Genomic DNA, 17,869 nt, shown 5'->3' on the forward strand with positions numbered 1-17,869 from the left:
TGAGCCCTTTGGAAACCCGGACTTACCAGTAGATCTGCAGGCGCCCGACCACGGTGTCGACCGAGAACGGGGCGCGCCCGAACGTATCTGCCTGGGCCTCGCCCGGCCGCACGCGTCCGCGGACGTAGTTGGCGATCAGGCGGAGATTGGGCTCGGGATACCAGCTTAGGCCGAGGGTCACGTCCCGCTCGAGCCCGCCGCGGAAGCCCCGGGCGTCGAAGTCGATGGCGCTGTAGCGCGCCGCCAGCTCGAACACGCCGATCCCGCCCCGGGAGACCCGCTGGCCGTCCGCCACGGCGACGCCCTTGAAGGTCGCGTAGGTTGTGCCCCCCTGGGGCGTGAGCGCGTAGCCGCGCCCCTCGCCGTTCAGCACCCAGGCGGCCTCCACGTAGCCCCCCTGGAAGCCGAGCGCGGAGGCGGGCATCCCGGGTCCGCTGAACGGCTGAAGCTCAGCCCGGATATACTCGGCCTGAAGCAGGACCGGGCCCCGGCGATAGGCGAACTCGGCCCCCAACCGGGTGACGCTCGCGGCATCCGGGAGGTCGCCGGTATCCACCAGCTGGCGCTCGAACAGGGCCGTACCCGCCGGGGCCGAAAAGCTGAAGGCGCCGTCGCTGCGGGACCGGCGGCGGTAGGTCGCCGCCAGCCCGAGATGCAGGGTCTCGCGCTCCTCCAGGATCGGCGCGTAAGTGGCGCGGCCCGCCACCGCGACCCCGTCGCCAGAGATGCCGTTGCTGGCGGCGTTGCCGAACACACCGGCCACGGCGGTCCAGGCCTGCCCGTTCCGCCCGACCGCGACGCCGAACCGGCGCTCCGGCACCAGGGCGTTGGCTCCTGAGCGCTCGACGAACAGGGTGTCGTTGTTGCTCTGCAGCCATTCGAGGCTGAGCGGCACCTTCATGTTGCCGAGCGTCACGATCGTGTCCGGCAGCCCCTTCCAGGCCACGAAGGCGTCGTTGATCGGCACCACCGATCGCTGAAATCGTACTGGAAGGCGATCACCCAGTCCCGGCCGATCGTGAGCGTCGGCTCGATCCACGAGCGGCGCACCACGAGATTGTCGGGGAAGGCCTCGGGCCCCTCGGGCCGGCTGAAGCGCGCCCCACCGGCATCGAGATGGAGCCGTCCGCCGATCTGCAGGGTGACGTCCGGCTCGGGAAAGGTGAGGCTCAGGCCCTTCTCGTCGTAGCGCAGGCGCTCGCCGTAGGGCCCCGCCAGGCCCTCGATGGCATCGCCCGCGCAGGCGAGGGTGGTGGCCAGGAAGGTCGAGGCCGGGCGTGCTCTGATCACGCCACGAGCAGAGAGCAGGTCAGCCTGGCGCCGCCAATATCATGGGATTGGATTGTGGGAGAAATCCAACCGGGGTGTCTCGGCGGCCACGGGGAGGCAGCGGCAGAGCTCGTCATGGCCGGCCAGCGAAACCCGGAGGTTTCCGAAGGGCTTCAGCCCTGAGACGGTCACTACGGCTCCGCCCTGGACCCACGAAAGGTCTCGACCTTTCGAAACCAGGACGTGCTGACGGGTCTCAGACCGCGAGATTATCGATCAGCCGGGTCCGCCCCAGGTAGGCCGCCGCAAGGACGCGGGCCGGGCCCTCGACCCGCTCGACCGACGCCAGGGTCCGGGCATCGCAGATCGTGAGATACTGGACCCGGAAACCCGCCACCTCCAGGGCTGCCCGTCCGGCGGCGATCCGCCCGGCGACGCCGGTGCCGTTGCGGGAGGCGAGGGCGATGTCGGACAGCACGGCGTGGAGTTTCGGGGCGACGGCACGCTCCTCGGGCGACAGGTAGCGGTTGCGCGACGACAGGGCGAGGCCGTCGGGCTCGCGCAGGGTCGGGACGCCACGGATCTCGACCCCCATGTCCAGATCGGACACCGCCTGCTGGATCACCCGGAGCTGCTGAAAATCCTTCTCGCCGAACAGGGCCGTGTCGGGCCGGACCTGATTCAGGAGCTTTGTCACCACCGTGGCGACCCCGGCGAAGTGGCCGGGCCGGAACGGCCCGCACAGCCCCTCGGACAGACCCGCGACCTCGATCCGCGTGGCGAAGCCCGGTGGGTACATGGTCTCGACCGTGGGCGTCCAAGCGGCGTCGGCCCCCGCCTCGCCCAGCAGGGCGAGATCGGCCTCGAGGTCGCGCGGATAGCGCGAGAAATCCTCGTTGGGGCCGAACTGAGTCGGATTCACGAAGATGCTGACCACCACACGGTCGCCGGCTCGCCGGGCCTCCGCCACCAGGGCGAGGTGTCCCCGGTGCAAGGCGCCCATGGTCGGGACCAGGACGATCCGCTCGCCCGCCGCACGCCAGTCGGCCACGCGTTGGCGCAGGGCTGCCGGGTCGCTGAAGCGCTGGGGAACCGAATCGGACACGGCACGGGCTCCGGAGAGGGGCGGGACCGCCTGTCTCAGCAGGTTTCGCAAAAGTGGCCGCCGGTTTTGCGATGAAAATTTGCGACCGGCCAAGGACCTAAGCAGAGCTGCGTCGGCACGCCAACGCAGCTCTGCTTAGAGCATGATGTCGGGGAGGGGAATTAGCGACAGTAGGGCAGCAGGGAGCGGCCGAAGGGATCATCGACGCCGAGCGGTGGCGTGAACCCGTAATAGCTCGGATGGGCCAGCCCATATTCGGAGCCGACATAGCTCGGATCGTCCGGGGCGTTGGTGGGCACGGGCGCCCGCCGCGGCGTGCAGCCGACCGGCACCACACGGGTGCGCAGGGCATAGACCGGCGGGCGGTCGATCCCGTCGCTGCGCGGGAAGAAACGGAGGCGGGCGGTGACCTCCGCCGCCCCGTAGGCGGAGCCCCGGGCGTCGAGATCCGCGGCTGCGCCGGGGCCGGCGAGCAACAGGGCGAATCCGAGCGCCATCGTCCTCCTGCGCCCGATCATCCGCATCCCGTCCCCAACGCCATCGCGAGCCGGCAGCGTGGTGAAGCAAGGTAAACGGGCAATTACCCGATGGGCAGACATCAGGTCAGCGGCACGACCAGCGCCTGCAGAACCGCGACGAGATCCCCCTCGGTCAGCCGGATCTGCAGGCCCCGTCCGCCGCCGTTGACGTGGATCTCGGTACCCGGATCCCCCAGGGAACCGGAATCGATCGCGGTCGGGAATGCACGCTTCTGGCCGAGCGGGCTGATGCCACCGACATGATAGCCGGTCAGCCGCTCGGCATCGGCGGGCTTGAGCATGGCGGCGGCCTTGCCCGAGAAGGCGGCCGCCACCCGCTTCATCGAGACCTCCCGATCGGAGGCGACCAGCAGGCAGATTGTCCGCCCGTCGACCGCCGCCATCAGGGTCTTCAGCACGCGGCCGGGCGGCACGCCCAGTGCCTCCGCGGCCTGGAGGCCGATGCGCGGGGCATCGGGATCGTAGTCGTAGGCATGGAGGCTGTAGCGCAGGCCGACCTTATCGAGGGCCTGGGTCGCCCGGGTGGTCTTTGCGGCTGATTTGGCCATGACGGTTTCGTGGATTCGGCCTCACGCGGCGACGATCCGCGCAGCGATGAGCCGGCCGATCTCGGCATGAACCGAATCGACCGCTTCGACGGGCAGGGTGGAGCCGGTGATGTACACGGCCACGGTCACAGGCGCACGGCCCGGCGGCCGCAGGATCGCCACGTCGTTGAACGTGCCCTTGTCGCCGGTGCCGGTCTTGTCACCGACGGTCCAGTTCTTCGGCAACCCCGCCCGGAGCCGCTTGAATCCGGTCTGGCTTCCGACCATCCAGCCCTCCAGCCGTGCGCGCGACGGCGGCGCCAGGACGGTGCCGAGCAGGATCCGGCCGAGGGTCGCGCGCATCGCCTCCGGGGTGGTGGTATCGCGGGGATCGCCGGGGATCGCGGTGTTCAGCGTCGGCTCGTCGCGATCGAGACGTGTGACGGGATCGCCGGTGTTCCGCAGCCAAACGGTCAGGCCCTCCGGCCCGCCGAGGCGTGCGAGGAGCAGGTTGGCCGCCGTGTTGTCGCTCCATTCGAGCGCGGCGGCGCAGAGTTCGGCCACCGAGAGCCGGCCGGCGCCGCCCTGCGTCTCCAGGGCCTTCCGGGTCACGGGCGCGTAGCTCAGGAGAGCGTCTGCCCGGTACGGTACCGGCGCATCGAGTTGTTCGGATCCGGCATCGACCCGCGCCAGCACCGCCGCCGCGGCCAGCACCTTGAAGGTGCTGCACATCGGGAAACGCGTATCCGCCCGGTGCTGGAGCAGGACGCGATCCACCGATCCGGCCGCGACACCGATACGGCCGCCGATACGCCGCTCGAGCGCTTCGAGGTCCGGTTCGGCCGCCGCAGTCGCGGGCCGCATCGGCAGGAGCAGCGGCGCGGCGAGCAGGCTGCGGCAGAGTGTGCGGCGTGTGGGATGCATCCTTGCCTCCATCGAGGTTCGATGGGTCTGCATGAAGCGGGATCGGCCCGGCCACCGGATGGGGTATAGGGGCTTGGGCTGTTTCACGTGAAACACACTCGCACGACATGAAGAAGGCGAAGCTTGCGCGTCGCAGCTGCCATGACTGAAACCGAAACGCTCTTCGCCCCGGCCAGCGGCTTCGGCCGGGCGGCTGTCGCGGTGATCCGCCTCAGCGGCCCGGGGGCCCGAACCGTGCTCACCGGTCTGTGCGGAGCCCTGCCGGCGCCTCGCAGGCTGTCGCTGCGGACGCTCCGCAACCCGGCTGACGGGACCGAGCTCGACCGGGCGCTCGTGGTCTGGCTGCCGGGGCCGAACACCTACAGCGGCGAGGACATGGCCGAGCTGCACCTCCATGGCGGGCCAGCGGTGCGGATGGGCGTGCTCGCCACCCTGGCCCGGATGCCGGGATGCCGCGCGGCCGGGCCGGGCGCCTTCACGCGACGAGCGGTCCTCAACGGCCGGATGGATCTGGCCGAGGCCGAAGCCGTCGCAGACCTGATCGACGCGGAAACCGAGGGCCAACGGCGGCAGGCCTTGCGCCAGCTCGACGGGGCCCTCAGCCGACAGGTCGCGGCTTGGCGCGCGGAGGCGATCGATTGCCTCGCCGCTGCCGAAGCGGCCCTGGATTTCGCCGACGAGGGCGACGTAGACGAGGCCGGGCTCGATGCCGCGCTGCTCGGACGGGCCACTGCCCTACGCGACCAGATCGCCGCAATCCTGCGGGACGGGCACCGGGGCGAGCGGCTGCGGGATGGGTTCACCGTGGTGCTGGCGGGTGCGCCCAATGCCGGGAAGTCGACGCTGCTCAACGCCCTGAGCCGGCGGGACGTCGCGATCGTGTCGGACGCGCCCGGTACGACCCGCGACGCGATCGAGGTGCGGCTGGATCTGGCTGGGCTGCCGGTGCTGCTGGTGGATACCGCGGGTTTGCGCGAGACGGTCGAACCCGTCGAGGCCGAGGGGATCCGGCGGACCCGCGCGCGGATCGAGACCGCGGATTTGGTGCTGGCGCTCGTGCCGCCCGACGGCGCCGAACCCGACCTCGCCGGCACCGCAGTTCAAGTCCTGACGGTGCACACCAAGATCGATCTCTTAGCCGGCTATAAAAATCTGCGATCGGACGGCGTTCTGGGTGTTTCCGCCCGGACCGGTCATGGGCTCGATGCCCTCCTCGACGCCATCCAGGCCCAGGCCGAGGCCGGCCTGGGCCAGGGCGATGCGCTGATCACCCGGGCGCGCCATCGGGCTGCGCTGGAAGCCTGTACGGCCCATCTCGATCGCCTGGTCGTAGGGGCCAACGGCCCGCCGGAACTCGTCGCCGAGGATCTTCGCCTCGCCGTCCGAGCGCTGGGCGAGGTCGCCGGCCATGTCGGAGTCGAGGATGTGCTCGATCGTTTGTTTGCCGGCTTTTGTATCGGCAAATAGCGGTCGAGTCGCGACTAGCTCGGAATCCGCAGGATCCGCGGACGCCAGATCCCGAGGGCGACGTTGGCAGCCGAAATCGCAAGCAGGACCCACAGCGTCCCGCGCTCGCCGGGGAGCGAGACGGCCAAAGCCGCCGGGTCGAGCAAGCCGGCCAACGCCCGGGCGCTCTGCGCGGCCTCCTGCTTCATCGGCCCCTGCACGTAGACCAGCCCGCCCTCGAACATCAGGACGCCGGTGGCGAGCTTCAGCCACGCCCAGCCTGCGTTGAGGTAGGCCCGGTTCACCGCCATGGCGATCAGGCCCGACATCAACGTCACGGCGAGCGACGGCAGGAACACCCAGGTGGCGACCGCGCCCATCGCGCCGCGCATCGCCGTGTAGCCGGGCAGGGCGCTCGGAGGCGGGGTCAGCGCCAGCATGACCACCAGGGACGCCAGCGCCCCCAGCAATCCAGCCGAGCCCATCGTGTGGAGGAATTTCAGAAGGCGTCGCACGGCGTCCCGGATCCGGCCGTTTCGCGCGAGCCTACCCGGGGTTGTCGTGCGACGTAAGCGGCGCAGCCGTCGCAGGGTTGCCGGTCAGCTCCGCAGGCCCGGCGCCTCCTGGCCGGTGCGGGCGACATACTCGGTGTAGCCGCCGCCGTATTGATGGATGCCCTCGGGCGTGACTTCGAGCACCCGGTTCGACAGCGCCGCCAGGAAGTGCCGGTCGTGGGAGACGAACAGCATCGTCCCCTCGTAACTGGCGAGCGCCGTGATCAGCATCTCCTTGGTGCCCATGTCGAGGTGGTTGGTCGGCTCATCGAGCACCAGGAAGTTCGGCGGGTCATAGAGCATCAGCGCCATGACCAGCCGGGCCTTCTCGCCGCCTGACAGAACCCGGCAGCGCTTCTCGACATCGTCGCCCGAGAAGCCGAAGCAGCCCGCCAGCGCCCGCAACGAACCCTGGCCGGCCTGCGGAAAGGCCTCCTCCAGGGTCTCGAACACGGTGCGGTCGCCGTCCAGCAGGTCCATGGCGTGTTGGGCGAAATAGCCGAGCTTGACGCTGCCGCCGATCGTGACCGCCCCGTCGTCGGGCGCGGTGGTGCCGGTCACGAGCTTCAGGAGCGTCGACTTGCCGGCGCCGTTGATGCCCATCACGCACCAGCGCTCCCGGCGGCGCACCGAGAAGTCGAGCCCCTCGTAGATCGTGCGGCTGCCGTAGCGCTTGTGGACACCCTTGAGCATCACGACGTCGTCGCCCGAGCGCGGCGCCGGCTGGAACTCGAACGCCACCGATTGCCGCCGCCGGGGCGGCTCGACGCGCTCGATCTTGTCGAGCTTCTTCACCCGGCTCTGCACCTGGGCGGCGTGGGAGGCCCGGGCCTTGAAGCGCTCGATGAAGGCGATCTCCTTGGCGAGCATCGCCTGCTGGCGCTCGAACTGCGCCTGCTGCTGCGCCTCGTTGAGCTTCCGCTGCCCCTCGTAGAACGCGTAATCGCCCGAGAAGGTGGTGAGCGCGCCGCCGTCGATCTCGATCACCTTGTTGACGATGCGGTTCATGAACTCGCGGTCGTGCGAGGTCATCAGCAGGGCGCCGTCATAAGCCTTGAGGAACGATTCGAGCCAGATCAGGCTCTCCAGGTCGAGGTGGTTCGACGGCTCGTCGAGCAGCATCACGTCCGGGCGCATCAGCAGGATGCGGGCGAGCGCCACGCGCATCTTCCAGCCGCCCGAGAGGGCGCCGACATCGCCGTCCATCATCTCCTGGCTGAAGCTGAGGCCGTCGAGCACCTCCCGGGCCCGGCCCTCCAGGGCGTAGCCGTCGAGCTCCTCGAACCGCGCCTGGACCTCGCCGTAGCGCTCGACCAGGGCGTCCATCTCGTCGGCCCGGTCCGGATCGGCCAGGGCCGCACCGATCTCGGCGAGTTCGGCCGCGACCGTGCTCACCGGCCCGGCGCCGTCCATCACCTCGGTGACGACGCTGCGGCCCGACATCTCACCGACATCCTGGCTGAAATACCCGATCGTGATGCCCCTGTCGGCCGAGACCTGCCCCTCGTCGGGCTGCTCCTCGCCGATGATCATCCGGAACAGGGTGGTCTTGCCCGCCCCGTTCGGGCCGACCAGCCCGACCTTCTCGCCGCGCTGCAGGGCGGCCGAGGCCTCGATGTAGACGAGCTGCCGCCCGTTCTGCTTGGTGATCTTGTCCAGGCGTATCATGGCGGTGGGCGCTGTCCGGGGGAATGCCCTGGCGCTTACGGCATCCGCCTGGGCTGCGCAAAGCGTGATGTCGCAGTGCGGGATAACGCTTGCACCCCATGCAGGCCTGGGCGCATGCCGGGAGCCGGAACCAGGCTCGACCGTTGCCTTGTGCAACAGTTGCCACGGGCAACATGAGGAACGCGATGCTGTTCGGTTGGTGGAAGACGGGCATGGACATGGCCATGCTGGGGCTGGAGGCGCAGGGCGTGATCGCCCAGCGCCTGGCGATGTTCGCCCTCGGGGGACCCGCAGCCCAGGCCGAGGCGCAGCTGATGGTGACCGAGAAGGTCATGGCCGCCGGCGAGGCCGCCTTCATGCTGGCCGCAGGCGCCTCGAACGGCAAGGTGATCCGCAGCTACCGGCGGAAAGTGCAGGCCAATGCAAGGCGGTTGAGCAAGAGCTGACCTGCCCCGGTCGGACGGGTTCCGAGCAAGTCTGCGATCAGGCCAGGAGGTGGGCGGCTTCTCCCTGCTGCAACAGCAGCGCCACCGCCTTCTGATCGAAGGAGACGAAGGTCTCCCCGCCCAGCCATCGGCCTTCATCGGCGAAGTGGCCGCCGGCTTCGAGTAGCATGAGCCCGGCTTCCACGGCGGGCCGGTTCCTGGCGACGTTCCCGGTATTGAGCAACGCGCGTATCGCAGCCGCCACATCAGCCGTCGCGAGCTTGGCCCCGTCGCGCCGAAGTATCCAGACCAGTTCACACAGGCACGGCAGTGGCACCGCGATCGAGGCCGCGTCCCGGCGCAGCCTTCGCGCCGCGCGTGTTTGTGCGGGATCGTCGGCCAGAATCGCTCGCGCCAGCACGTTGGTATCGACGGCGACGTTCATTCGTCGTCCCGCACGCCGGCTCAGCCCGCGGCGGTGATATCGTTCATCGCCTCGATCGTCAGCAGCTGATCCAGCTTCACTTTGCCGTCCAGGCTATGGAAAAAATCGTCGATGGAGCCGGCGGGCCGGGTCGCCCGCACGCGCAACTCGCCACCCGGCAGTTTCTCGAAGTTGATTCGCTCCCCGGCTTGACGCCAAGGTGCTGCAACAGGTCACGTGCGAGCGTGATCTGTCCTCTTGCTGTCACCGCGAGGGACGCCATCGCGATCTCCAAAGGTCCCACTGTCCGGACTTGAAGGGACGATTCGAGGTTCCGTCAATCCGGACGCGATCGTGACCGGCGACCTCCGCCACTCTCGCGCGCCACGCCCTACGGCAGAGTGGCCTCCGAAGCCGAAGCGCTGCTGGTCACGTCGCTGCGCTCGCTGAGACGGAGCGTTACTTGAGTCGCCTCAGTTCCCCGCCGTGCGGAACGTGTCGCACGCCTTGGTCTGGCCGCTCTTGTAGCCGGCCGTGAACCAGCGCTGGCGCTGGGCCGAGGAACCGTGGGTGAAGGAATCCGGCACCACGTAGCCCTGCGAGCGCCGCTGCAGCGCATCGTCGCCGATCTGCGCGGCGGCGTTCAGGGCCTCGTCGATATCGCCCTGATCCAGCTCGGCGTACTTGTCGTTGGAGTTCTTGGCCCAGACACCGGCGAGGCAATCGGCCATCAGCTCGATCCGCACCGAGAGGGCATTCGCTTCGGTCTTGCTCGACGCCTGCTGCTGGCGGGCCTGGACCTTGCCGAGGATGCCGAGCACGTCCTGGACGTGGTGGCCGACCTCGTGGGCGATGACGTACGCGTAGGCGAAATCACCCTTCACGCCGAACTTGGTGGCCATCTCCTTGAAGAAGCCGGTATCCAAATAAACCTTCTTGTCGAGCGGGCAGTAGAACGGGCCCATCGCGGCCTGGGCCGAGCCGCAGCCCGAGCGGGTGCCGCCGGTGTAGAGCACCAGGGTCGTCGGGGTGTATTGCTTGCCGGTCTGCTGCGGCAGGATCTGACTCCACACGTCCTCGGTGTTGCCGAGGATCTTTGACGCGAACCGGCCGCTCTCGTCGGTGGGCGCCTGGCGCCGCTTGGCCTGCGTCTGCGGATCGGCCGGCTGCTCCTGCTGGCTGTGACCGCCGCCGATCCGCTCGGCGCCGCCGATCAGGATCGCCGGGTTGATGCCCGTGAAGTAGCTGACGATCAGCAGCACCACGATAGTGCCGATCCCGAGGCCGCCGGCACCGCCGCCGGGGAAGCCCATGCCGCCACCGCCGCCACCGCCTTCGCCCCGGCGATCCTCGACGTTGTCGGAGCTGCGTAGATCGTCCCAGCGCATGGTCGGGTCCCGCTATCGGTGCTGCGCCGGCCGCCGCGGGCGGGACGCAAGGTGTCGTGCGTCGTCCTGTCCGGACGGCGGCGAACCGCCGGCGGGAACGAAACTCTAATGGCGGGAGGGGAGAGCCGGTTCCGCTTCCGCGGTCAAGCTGTCCCGTCGATGAGCGCGCGCAGGGCGCGGAAGTCCCGCCACGCCAGCCGCTTCTGCACCGGCTGGCGCAACAGGAAGGCCGGATGGAGCGTGGCGAGCAGCTTCACCTCACGATTCGGCAACGTGTACGGGAACAGCCGGCCGCGGGTGCGGAGAATGCCGTCCTTGGACCCGGTCAGCGTCTGGGTGGCGGGCGCGCCCAGGCAGACGATGATATCGGGATCGACCAGCTCGATCTGCCGCTCCACGAAGGGCCGGCACACCGCCACCTCCTGGGGGGTCGGGTTGCGGTTGCCCGGCGGCCGCCAGGGCACGATGTTGCCGATATAGGCGCTGGTCCGGTCGAGCCCGACCGCCTTCATCATCTTGTCGAGGAGCTGGCCCGAGCGGCCCATGAACGGCTTGCCGATCCGGTCCTCGTCGGCCCCCGGCGCCTCGCCGAGAAACATCACCCGCGCCTCCGGATTGCCGTCGCCAAAGACGAGGTTCTTGGCGGTGAAGCGCAGCGGGCAGGCATCGAAATCCGCGAGGATCCGCTCCAGCTCCACCAGCGACTTGGCTTGGCGCGCCCGGACGCGGGCGTCGCTCGCGGCCTCGTCGGGCTGGGCGCTGGCGGCCCGACCGAAGGTGCGCGGCGCCACGACGGGCGGCGGGGCGCCGGGGGGTGGCACGAGGCTGTTGGCCACCGCGACGACCGGCGGCTCCACGGCCCGGGGCGGCGCGGCTCTGCGCGGGGCGCGCAGGGTCGGTGCGGGTGAGTCCGGCTCGCCGAAGCGGTCGTGCGGCTGCTCGTCGAGCGCCGCGTCGGCCCCGGCCTCCACGTGGAAGTCGAGATAGGCGATCAGGTCGGCTTGCGCGTCGGAGGGGCTCGGCATCAGAGACATCATGTGGGATTGCCGGGGCCTGTGGACAACTTTTGAAACGGGCCGGCCCCCAAGGACTTGCGTGACCGAAGGGCGCAGGGCCGGCGTCCGGAGACACGAATCGTCCAACCCACCCCCCCATCGTGAGGTGCCGGAGCGCAGCGCAGGTCTCGAAGGAGCCCTCCAGCGGTCTCGCGATCCCTGGAGCCCTCCTTCGAGGCCCGCTGCGCGGTCACCTCAGGATGAGGGGGGTGAAGTGAGAGTGCCCCGGTACGCCCTCCGGTGCGGCAAAGGGAACTTTGCCTTGAGCTTGAGCGTCGGCAACTTGCCTTTCTAGCTTGGAATCGCTTGAGACGGCAGAAGGAACGCCGGCCCGGCGATGAATCGGGTCCTGAAACAAAGAAAAGGAGAGGCGAGGATGGCGCTGCCCGAACGCGAGAGCATGGATTTCGACGTGGTCGTGGTCGGCGCCGGCCCGGCCGGGCTCGCCACCGCGATCCGCCTGAAGCAGCGCGCCGCCGAGATCGGCGAGGAGATCTCCGTCGTCGTCGTCGAGAAGGGCTCGGAGGTCGGCGCCCACATCCTGTCCGGGGCGGTGGTCGATCCGATCGGCCTCGACCGGCTGCTGCCCGAGTGGCGCCAGGACCCGGAGCGTCCGCTCAAGACGGAGGTCCAGCGCGACGAGTTCATGATGCTCACCAAGAACAGCGGCATCACCCTGCCGAACCTGTTCTTCCCCAAGTTCATGTCGAACCACGGCAACTTCGTCGGCTCACTCTCGAACACGTGCAAGTATCTGGGCGCCCAGGCCGAGGCGCTCGGCGTCGAGATCTACCCGGGCTTCCCGGCCTCCGAGGTGCTGTTCGACGCGAACGGCGCCGTGGCGGGCATCGCCACGGGCGATCTCGGCATCGGCAAGTCGGGCGAGCCGCGCGACGACTACACCCGCGGCATGGAGTTGCGCGGCAAGTACACGGTGTTCGGCGAGGGCGCCCGGGGCAACCTGACCAAGGGGTTGATCCAGCGCTTCTCGCTCAACCGGCACAGCGACCACTTCAAGTACGGGCTGGGCGTGAAGGAGCTGTGGCAGCTCGCGCCCGGCAAGTTCGAGCCGGGGCTGGTGCAGCACACGATGGGCTGGCCGCTGCCCAACCGGGCCGGCGGCGGCTCTTGGCTCTACCATTTCGACGACCACCTGCTTTCGGTCGGCTTCGTCACGCACCTGAACTACGAGAACCCGACCCTGTCGCCGTTCGAGGAGTTCCAGCGCTTCAAGACCCACCCGATGATCGCCGAGACGTTTGAGGGCGCCAAGCGCATCGGCTACGGCGCGCGGGCCATCATGGAGGGCGGCTGGCAATCGGTGCCCAAGCTGGTCTTCCCCGGCGGCTGCCTGGTCGGTTGCTCGGCGGGCTTCGTGAACGTGCCGCGGATCAAGGGCTCGCACAACGCGATCCTGTCCGGGATGCAGGCGGCCGACGCCATCGCGGATGCGCTCAAGGCCGGCCGCGCGGGCGACGAGCTCACCGCCTACGAGGCCGGCTGGCGCGAGAGCCCGATCGGGCAGGACCTCAAGGCCGTGCGCAACGTCAAGCCGCTCTGGTCCAAGTACGGCACGCTGGTCGGCGTTGGGCTCGGCGGGATCGACATGTGGGCGACCACGATCCTCGGCGCCTCGCCGTTCGGCACGCTCAAGCACGGCAAGCCGGATCACGCCTGCCTCAAGCCGCTCTCCGAGGTGACGCCGATCACCTACCCGAAGCCCGACGGCAAGCTGACCTTCGACCGGCTCTCCTCGGTCTACCTGTCGAACACCAACCACGAGGAGGACCAGCCGCCCCACCTCAAGGTCCGCGACCTGGAGCTGCAGAAGCACTCCGAGCACGACATCTACGGTGGCCCCTCGTCCCGCTACTGCCCGGCGGGCGTCTACGAGTGGGTGGAGGATGCCGCGGCGAGCGACGGCGTGCGCTACCAGATCAACGCGCAGAACTGCGTCCACTGCAAGACCTGCGATATCAAGGACCCGAACCAGAACATCGACTGGGTGACGCCGGAGGGGCCGGGCGGGCCGAACTATCCGAATATGTGAGGGGCTGATCGAAGGCGGCGATGAAGGCCGGGCGCGTTCCGGGCCCGTGCGGTGACGAACTGGCCCGGAATACGATGCCGTAGCGATCCTGACCGAGCGACATGGCGGGTTCCTGATCCCCCGCGCGTTGATCGAGCCCCTGCGTGAGGTCGATATCCCCGCCTTGTCACGTCTTGAGCTCTGGCCGGGAGGAGCCGCCTTCGAGATCGCGGATCTCGACATTCACGTGAGCGTACACGGGCTTTTGACGACCGTGCTGCCGGCTATGATTCCGTCGGAGATCTTGTCGGGTCTGCTCGGCGAGCGGGGCGGGCGTCCACGGAACCCAGCGCCCGAGCCCGCCTGAACCAGTCTCCCCCCGCGCCATCCTTTCGCCTTGCGGGGCTGGCGGGATGGGTTCAGTGTCCCCGACGCTTTTTCGGGGATAACCCGCCATTCTCGCGCCCGGCCTCTTGGTCGGTCGGCGCCCAGGAGCCGCGATCGGTTCATGATGACATCACGCGCCCGCCGGAGCGTCTCGGCGCTCGCCCTGCTGCTGGCCGCAGGTCTGCCGCAGACCGTGCTTGCCGCGCAGCCGAAGGAATCGACCCCGATCCTCGACTACGAGCCCGCGGATTCGCTCGAGGGCAACTTCCTCTCCGCCTACATCGCGGGCGCCGCCCGGGACACGGCGGCGGCCGCGACCTTCTACCGCGAGGCGGTCAAGGCCGACCCGCGCAATGCGGAGCTGGTCGAGCGCGCGTTCATCTCGCTGCTGGCCGACGGCGCCCTGCCGGACGCGTTCCGCACCGCCGAGAAGCTGATCGCCCGCGATCCGACGAACGGGCTCGCCAACCTCTCCCTCGGGGTGCGCCAGATCAAGGCCGGCCAGTGGGCCGCCGCCCGCCAGAATTTTTCGCGCAGCGGCCGGGGCGCGGCGACCGATCTCACCGCCACGCTGCTGACCGCCTGGTCGTACGCGGGGGCGGGTGATGGCAAGAAGGCGCTGGAGACCGTCAACAAGCTCCGGGGCGAGCGCTACTACAACACCTTCCGCGACTACCATGCCGGCCTGATCGCCTCGGTGACCGGCGACAACGCCGAGGCCGAGCGGCGCCTCAAGGCGGCCTACGAGGCCGACCGCAACACCCTGCGCATCGTCGATGCCTATGCCCGGATGGAGGCGAGCCTCGGCCGCACCGATCTCGCGATCCAGGCCTATTCGGACTTCGACCAGCTCTCGCCCCGCCACCCGCTGGTGCGCGACGCCCTCGACAAGCTGAAGGAGGGCAAGCCCCTCACGCGGCTGATCGGCACTGCCCAGGAAGGCGCCGCCGAGGTGCTGTACGGGCTGGGCTCGGCGGGCTCGACGCAGGGCGACGAGCTGCCCGCCGTGATCTACCTGCGCCTCGCCCTCTACCTCGCCCCCGACCACGCGCTCGCCCGGCTGACGCTGGCCGACACGCTCGACCGGATGAAGCAGCCCGAGCGCGCCAACGAGGCCTACGCGCAGATCCCCGCGATCTCCCCGCTCAAGCTCAACGCCGACATTCAGGTCGGCCTGAACCTGGAGCAGATGGGCAAGGGCGACGAGGCGCTGGAGCACCTCGACGCCACCATGAAGGCGCATCCCGACGACATCGACGTGATCACCGCGCTCGGCAACGTCCAGCGCGCGCGCAAGAAGTACGAGGAGGCGGCCGCCACCTACACCCGCGCCATCGACCTGATCGGCAACCGGCCGCAATCGAACTACTGGACGACCTACTACTTCCGCGGCACCGCCTACGAGCGGGCCAAGCAATGGCCGAAGGCCGAGGCCGACCTGAAGAAGGCGCTGGCCCTGGTGCCGGCCAGCCAGCCGGCCGCCAAGGCACAGGTGATGAACTACCTCGGCTATTCCTGGGTCGACCAGAACACCAACATCGACGAGGCGTTCAAGCTGCTGCAGCAGGCGGTCGATACCAGTCCCCGGGACGGTATGATCGTCGACAGCCTCGGCTGGGCCTATTACCGCCTCGGCCGCTGGGACGACGCGGTGCGCGAGCTGGAGAAGGCGGTCGAGCTGAAGCCGGGCGACCCGACCATCAACGACCATCTGGGCGACGCCTATTGGCGCGCGGGCCGGCGGCTGGAGGGCAAGTTCCAGTGGCAGCACGCCAAGGACCTGAACCCCGAGCCGGACGACCTCACCCAGATCAACGCGAAGCTCAAGGACGGCCTGCCCGACATCGAGAAGCCGACCGCCACGGCCGAGACCGTGCCGGCCCCGGTCGCCGCCCCGCACAGCGCCGAGAACCCCGAATTGCCCAAGGGCGCGCCGCAGCCGCACGAGGCACCGGGCGCAGCCGACAAGGCGAAGAAGTCAGGGGGGTGAGTCCGGCGCACAGCTCGGTGCTCTCCCTCCCCCCTTTGCGGGGGAGGGGGTGACGCGGAGCCGTTCGTGCCTCTCCTCCAACGGAGATGTGTGAATCCGATAGGCCGCAGCGGGGGGAGGGAGAGCGCGCGTGACAGCGGACTTGGGCATAAACCTGCGCTGATGGTGCTCCGCCTCGACAAAGGTATTTTGTCGCCCACCTCATAAAAATCGACGCGCATTTCCTGTCCGTTTGACGCACACTGCGCAGCCGTTCGCGGGCGGCCGCCCGCACGGTTGGACACATCCGCACGGCAACAGCCGGCGGCGGGCTCCGAGCCCGCAACTCAGCGAGGGAACGCCCATGCCGTCAGACATCGAGATCGCCCGCGCCGCGACCCTGAAGCCGATCGCGCAGGTCGCGGAAAAGCTCGGCATCCCGGATGACGCGCTCCACAATTACGGCAAGCACATCGCCAAGATCGACCACGGCTACATCGCCGGGCTGGAGAGCCGGAAATCCGGCAAGCTCGTGCTGGTCACCGCGATTTCGCCGACGCCCGCGGGCGAGGGCAAGACCACCACCACGGTGGGCCTGGGCGACGCCCTGAACCGGATCGGCGCCAAGACCATGATCTGCCTGCGCGAGCCCTCGCTCGGGCCGTGCTTCGGCATGAAGGGCGGGGCGGCCGGCGGCGGCAAGGCCCAGGTCGTGCCGATGGAGCAGATCAACCTGCACTTCACCGGCGACTTCCACGCCATCACGGCGGCCCACAGCCTCGCGGCCGCGCTGATCGACAACCACGTCTATTGGGCCAACGAGCTCAACATCGACGTGCGCCGCATCCACTGGCGCCGCGTGGTCGACATGAACGACCGGGCGCTCCGCCAGATCACCCAGTCGCTGGGCGGCGTCGCCAACGGTTTCCCGCGGGAGGACGGATTCGACATCACGGTGGCGTCCGAGGTGATGGCGGTGTTCTGTCTCGCCAAGGATCTGGCCGATCTGGAGGAGCGCCTCGGCCGGATCGTCATCGCCGAGACCCGCGATCGCAAGCTCGTCACGCTGAAGGACGTGAAGGCCACCGGCGCCATGACGGTGCTGCTCAAGGACGCCCTGCAGCCGAACCTCGTGCAGACGCTGGAGGGCAACCCGGCGCTGATCCATGGCGGCCCCTTCGCCAACATCGCCCATGGCTGCAACTCGGTGATCGCCACCCGGGCCGGCCTGCGGCTCGCCGACTACACGGTGACGGAAGCCGGCTTCGGCGCCGATCTGGGCGCTGAGAAGTTCCTGGACATCAAGTGCCGGCAGGCGGGGCTGACCCCCTCGGCGGTGGTGGTGGTGGCGACCGTCCGCGCCCTCAAAATGCATGGCGGTGTCGACAAGAAGAACCTCGGTGGTGAGAACATCGACGCCCTGGAGAAGGGCTTTGCCAACCTCGCCCGGCACGTCACCAACCTGCGCGGCTTCGGCTTGCCGGTCGTGGTCGGCGTCAACCACTTCTACGCCGACACCGATGCCGAGCACGCCAAGCTCAAGGAGCTGTGCCGTGAGCGGCTCGACGTCGAGGCGATCACCTGCCGCCATTGGGCGGAGGGCGGGGCCGGCGCCGAGGAACTGGCCCGCGCCGTGGTGAAACTCGCCGAGGCCGAGCCGGCACCGATCCGCCACGCCTACGAGACCGAGGCGCCGCTCTCCGAAAAAATCCGGGCGATCGCCACCAAGCTCTACGGCGCCGCCGACATCCAGATCGAGTCCAAGGCCGCCGGCAAGCTCGCCGCCTTCGAGAAGGATGGCTACGGGAACCTGCCGATCTGCATGGCCAAGACCCAGTACTCGTTCTCCACCGACCCGACCCTGATGGGCGCCCCCGAGGGCCACATCGTCGGCGTGCGCGACGTCCGGCTCTCGGCCGGCGCCGGCTTCGTGGTGGCGATCTGCGGGGAGATCATGACCATGCCGGGCCTGCCCCGGGTGCCCGCGGCCGACACGATCCGGCTGGACGCCAACGGGCAGATCGACGGGCTGTTCTAGGGATCACGCGCGGCCTTCACCAAGGTTGGCTCAGGCCGCGCGGGACCATCCCAGGAGTTCAGCGAAACAATCCGCAGGGCTCTACCCTGCACCTGCAAAAGGTCGAAGACCTTGTGAAACCA

General features: G+C 69.2%; 17 protein-coding genes and 1 pseudogene. 6 read left to right on the forward strand and 12 right to left on the reverse strand.

Translation table 11 applies throughout. From position 1 onward, the window contains the following. Positions 1–22: 22 nt before the first annotated feature. The 6 genes from MKK84_RS20430 to bla all read right to left on the reverse strand — a co-directional run bounded on the left by MKK84_RS20430 (position 23) and on the right by bla (position 4,364). Positions 23–967, reverse strand: a complete 945-nt coding sequence (locus tag MKK84_RS20430) for an OprO/OprP family phosphate-selective porin (RefSeq protein ID WP_243922956.1) — start codon at positions 965–967, stop codon at positions 23–25. After that, positions 913–1,290, reverse strand: coding sequence for an OprO/OprP family phosphate-selective porin (locus tag MKK84_RS20435; RefSeq protein WP_243922957.1), 378 nt, complete (start codon positions 1,288–1,290; stop codon positions 913–915). The genes MKK84_RS20430 and MKK84_RS20435 overlap by 55 nt, the downstream gene beginning before the upstream one ends. A 235-nt stretch (positions 1,291–1,525) precedes the next feature. Then, positions 1,526–2,374 (reverse strand): pantoate--beta-alanine ligase, encoded by an 849-nt coding sequence (panC, locus tag MKK84_RS20440; RefSeq protein WP_243922959.1) that lies wholly within the window; start codon positions 2,372–2,374, stop codon positions 1,526–1,528. 161 nt (positions 2,375–2,535) lie between these two features. Then, on the reverse strand, positions 2,536–2,871 hold the full coding sequence (locus MKK84_RS20445; protein WP_243922961.1) for a hypothetical protein: 336 nt from the start codon (positions 2,869–2,871) through the stop codon (positions 2,536–2,538). Between the two features lie 101 nt (positions 2,872–2,972). Beyond that, a complete protein-coding gene (locus MKK84_RS20450; RefSeq protein ID WP_243922963.1) occupies positions 2,973–3,461 on the reverse strand; it encodes a YbaK/EbsC family protein in 489 nt (162 codons plus the stop codon). Between the two features lie 21 nt (positions 3,462–3,482). Then, positions 3,483–4,364, reverse strand: a complete 882-nt coding sequence (gene bla, locus MKK84_RS20455; protein ID WP_243922965.1) for a class A beta-lactamase — start codon at positions 4,362–4,364, stop codon at positions 3,483–3,485. A gap of 141 nt (positions 4,365–4,505) precedes the next feature. Between bla and mnmE the strand changes: the two genes are divergently transcribed. Continuing rightward, entirely contained in the window at positions 4,506–5,831 is a 1,326-nt protein-coding gene (gene mnmE / locus MKK84_RS20460) for a tRNA uridine-5-carboxymethylaminomethyl(34) synthesis GTPase MnmE (protein WP_243922967.1), read from the forward strand. A gap of 14 nt (positions 5,832–5,845) precedes the next feature. Here the strand turns inward: mnmE and MKK84_RS20465 are convergent, their stop codons facing one another. Beyond that, positions 5,846–6,325, reverse strand: a complete 480-nt coding sequence (locus MKK84_RS20465) for a hypothetical protein (RefSeq protein ID WP_243922969.1) — start codon at positions 6,323–6,325, stop codon at positions 5,846–5,848. 84 nt (positions 6,326–6,409) lie between these two features. Continuing rightward, positions 6,410–8,032 (reverse strand): ribosomal protection-like ABC-F family protein, encoded by a 1,623-nt coding sequence (gene abc-f / locus MKK84_RS20470; RefSeq protein WP_243922971.1) that lies wholly within the window; start codon positions 8,030–8,032, stop codon positions 6,410–6,412. A 185-nt stretch (positions 8,033–8,217) separates the two neighbouring features. On the opposite strand from abc-f, the gene MKK84_RS20475 reads away from it, so the two are divergent. Further along, positions 8,218–8,478, forward strand: a complete 261-nt coding sequence (locus MKK84_RS20475) for a hypothetical protein (protein ID WP_243922973.1) — start codon at positions 8,218–8,220, stop codon at positions 8,476–8,478. 37 nt (positions 8,479–8,515) lie between these two features. Here the strand turns inward: MKK84_RS20475 and MKK84_RS20480 are convergent, their stop codons facing one another. The 4 genes and pseudogenes from MKK84_RS20480 to MKK84_RS20495 form a co-directional block, all read right to left on the reverse strand. Beyond that, positions 8,516–8,902 (reverse strand): PIN domain-containing protein, encoded by a 387-nt coding sequence (locus MKK84_RS20480; RefSeq protein WP_243922975.1) that lies wholly within the window; start codon positions 8,900–8,902, stop codon positions 8,516–8,518. 20 nt (positions 8,903–8,922) lie between these two features. Beyond that, positions 8,923–9,164, reverse strand: a pseudogene (locus MKK84_RS20485) (AbrB/MazE/SpoVT family DNA-binding domain-containing protein). A 190-nt stretch (positions 9,165–9,354) separates the two neighbouring features. Continuing rightward, positions 9,355–10,269, reverse strand: coding sequence for a neutral zinc metallopeptidase (locus MKK84_RS20490; protein ID WP_243922977.1), 915 nt, complete (start codon positions 10,267–10,269; stop codon positions 9,355–9,357). Positions 10,270–10,412: 143 nt separating this feature from the next. Continuing rightward, a complete protein-coding gene (locus MKK84_RS20495) occupies positions 10,413–11,294 on the reverse strand; it encodes a uracil-DNA glycosylase family protein (RefSeq protein WP_243922979.1) in 882 nt (293 codons plus the stop codon). A gap of 406 nt (positions 11,295–11,700) precedes the next feature. On the opposite strand from MKK84_RS20495, the gene MKK84_RS20500 reads away from it, so the two are divergent. From MKK84_RS20500 to MKK84_RS20515, 4 genes are all read left to right on the forward strand, one after another. Next, the gene (locus tag MKK84_RS20500; RefSeq protein ID WP_243922981.1) at positions 11,701–13,374 is read left to right on the forward strand and encodes an electron transfer flavoprotein-ubiquinone oxidoreductase; all 1,674 of its coding nucleotides are present in this window, start codon (positions 11,701–11,703) and stop codon (positions 13,372–13,374) included. Between the two features lie 127 nt (positions 13,375–13,501). Beyond that, positions 13,502–13,720, forward strand: a complete 219-nt coding sequence (locus tag MKK84_RS20505; protein WP_243922982.1) for a hypothetical protein — start codon at positions 13,502–13,504, stop codon at positions 13,718–13,720. 141 nt (positions 13,721–13,861) lie between these two features. Further along, positions 13,862–15,730, forward strand: a complete 1,869-nt coding sequence (locus tag MKK84_RS20510; RefSeq protein ID WP_243922984.1) for a tetratricopeptide repeat protein — start codon at positions 13,862–13,864, stop codon at positions 15,728–15,730. Positions 15,731–16,073: 343 nt separating this feature from the next. Further along, complete coding sequence (locus MKK84_RS20515; protein ID WP_243922986.1) at positions 16,074–17,747, forward strand: formate--tetrahydrofolate ligase; 1,674 nt, start codon at positions 16,074–16,076, stop codon at positions 17,745–17,747. Positions 17,748–17,869 lie beyond the last annotated feature (122 nt).

Origin of the sequence: Methylobacterium sp. E-065 (assembly GCF_022829605.1) — a bacterium.
Lineage (GTDB): Bacteria > Pseudomonadota > Alphaproteobacteria > Rhizobiales > Beijerinckiaceae > Methylobacterium.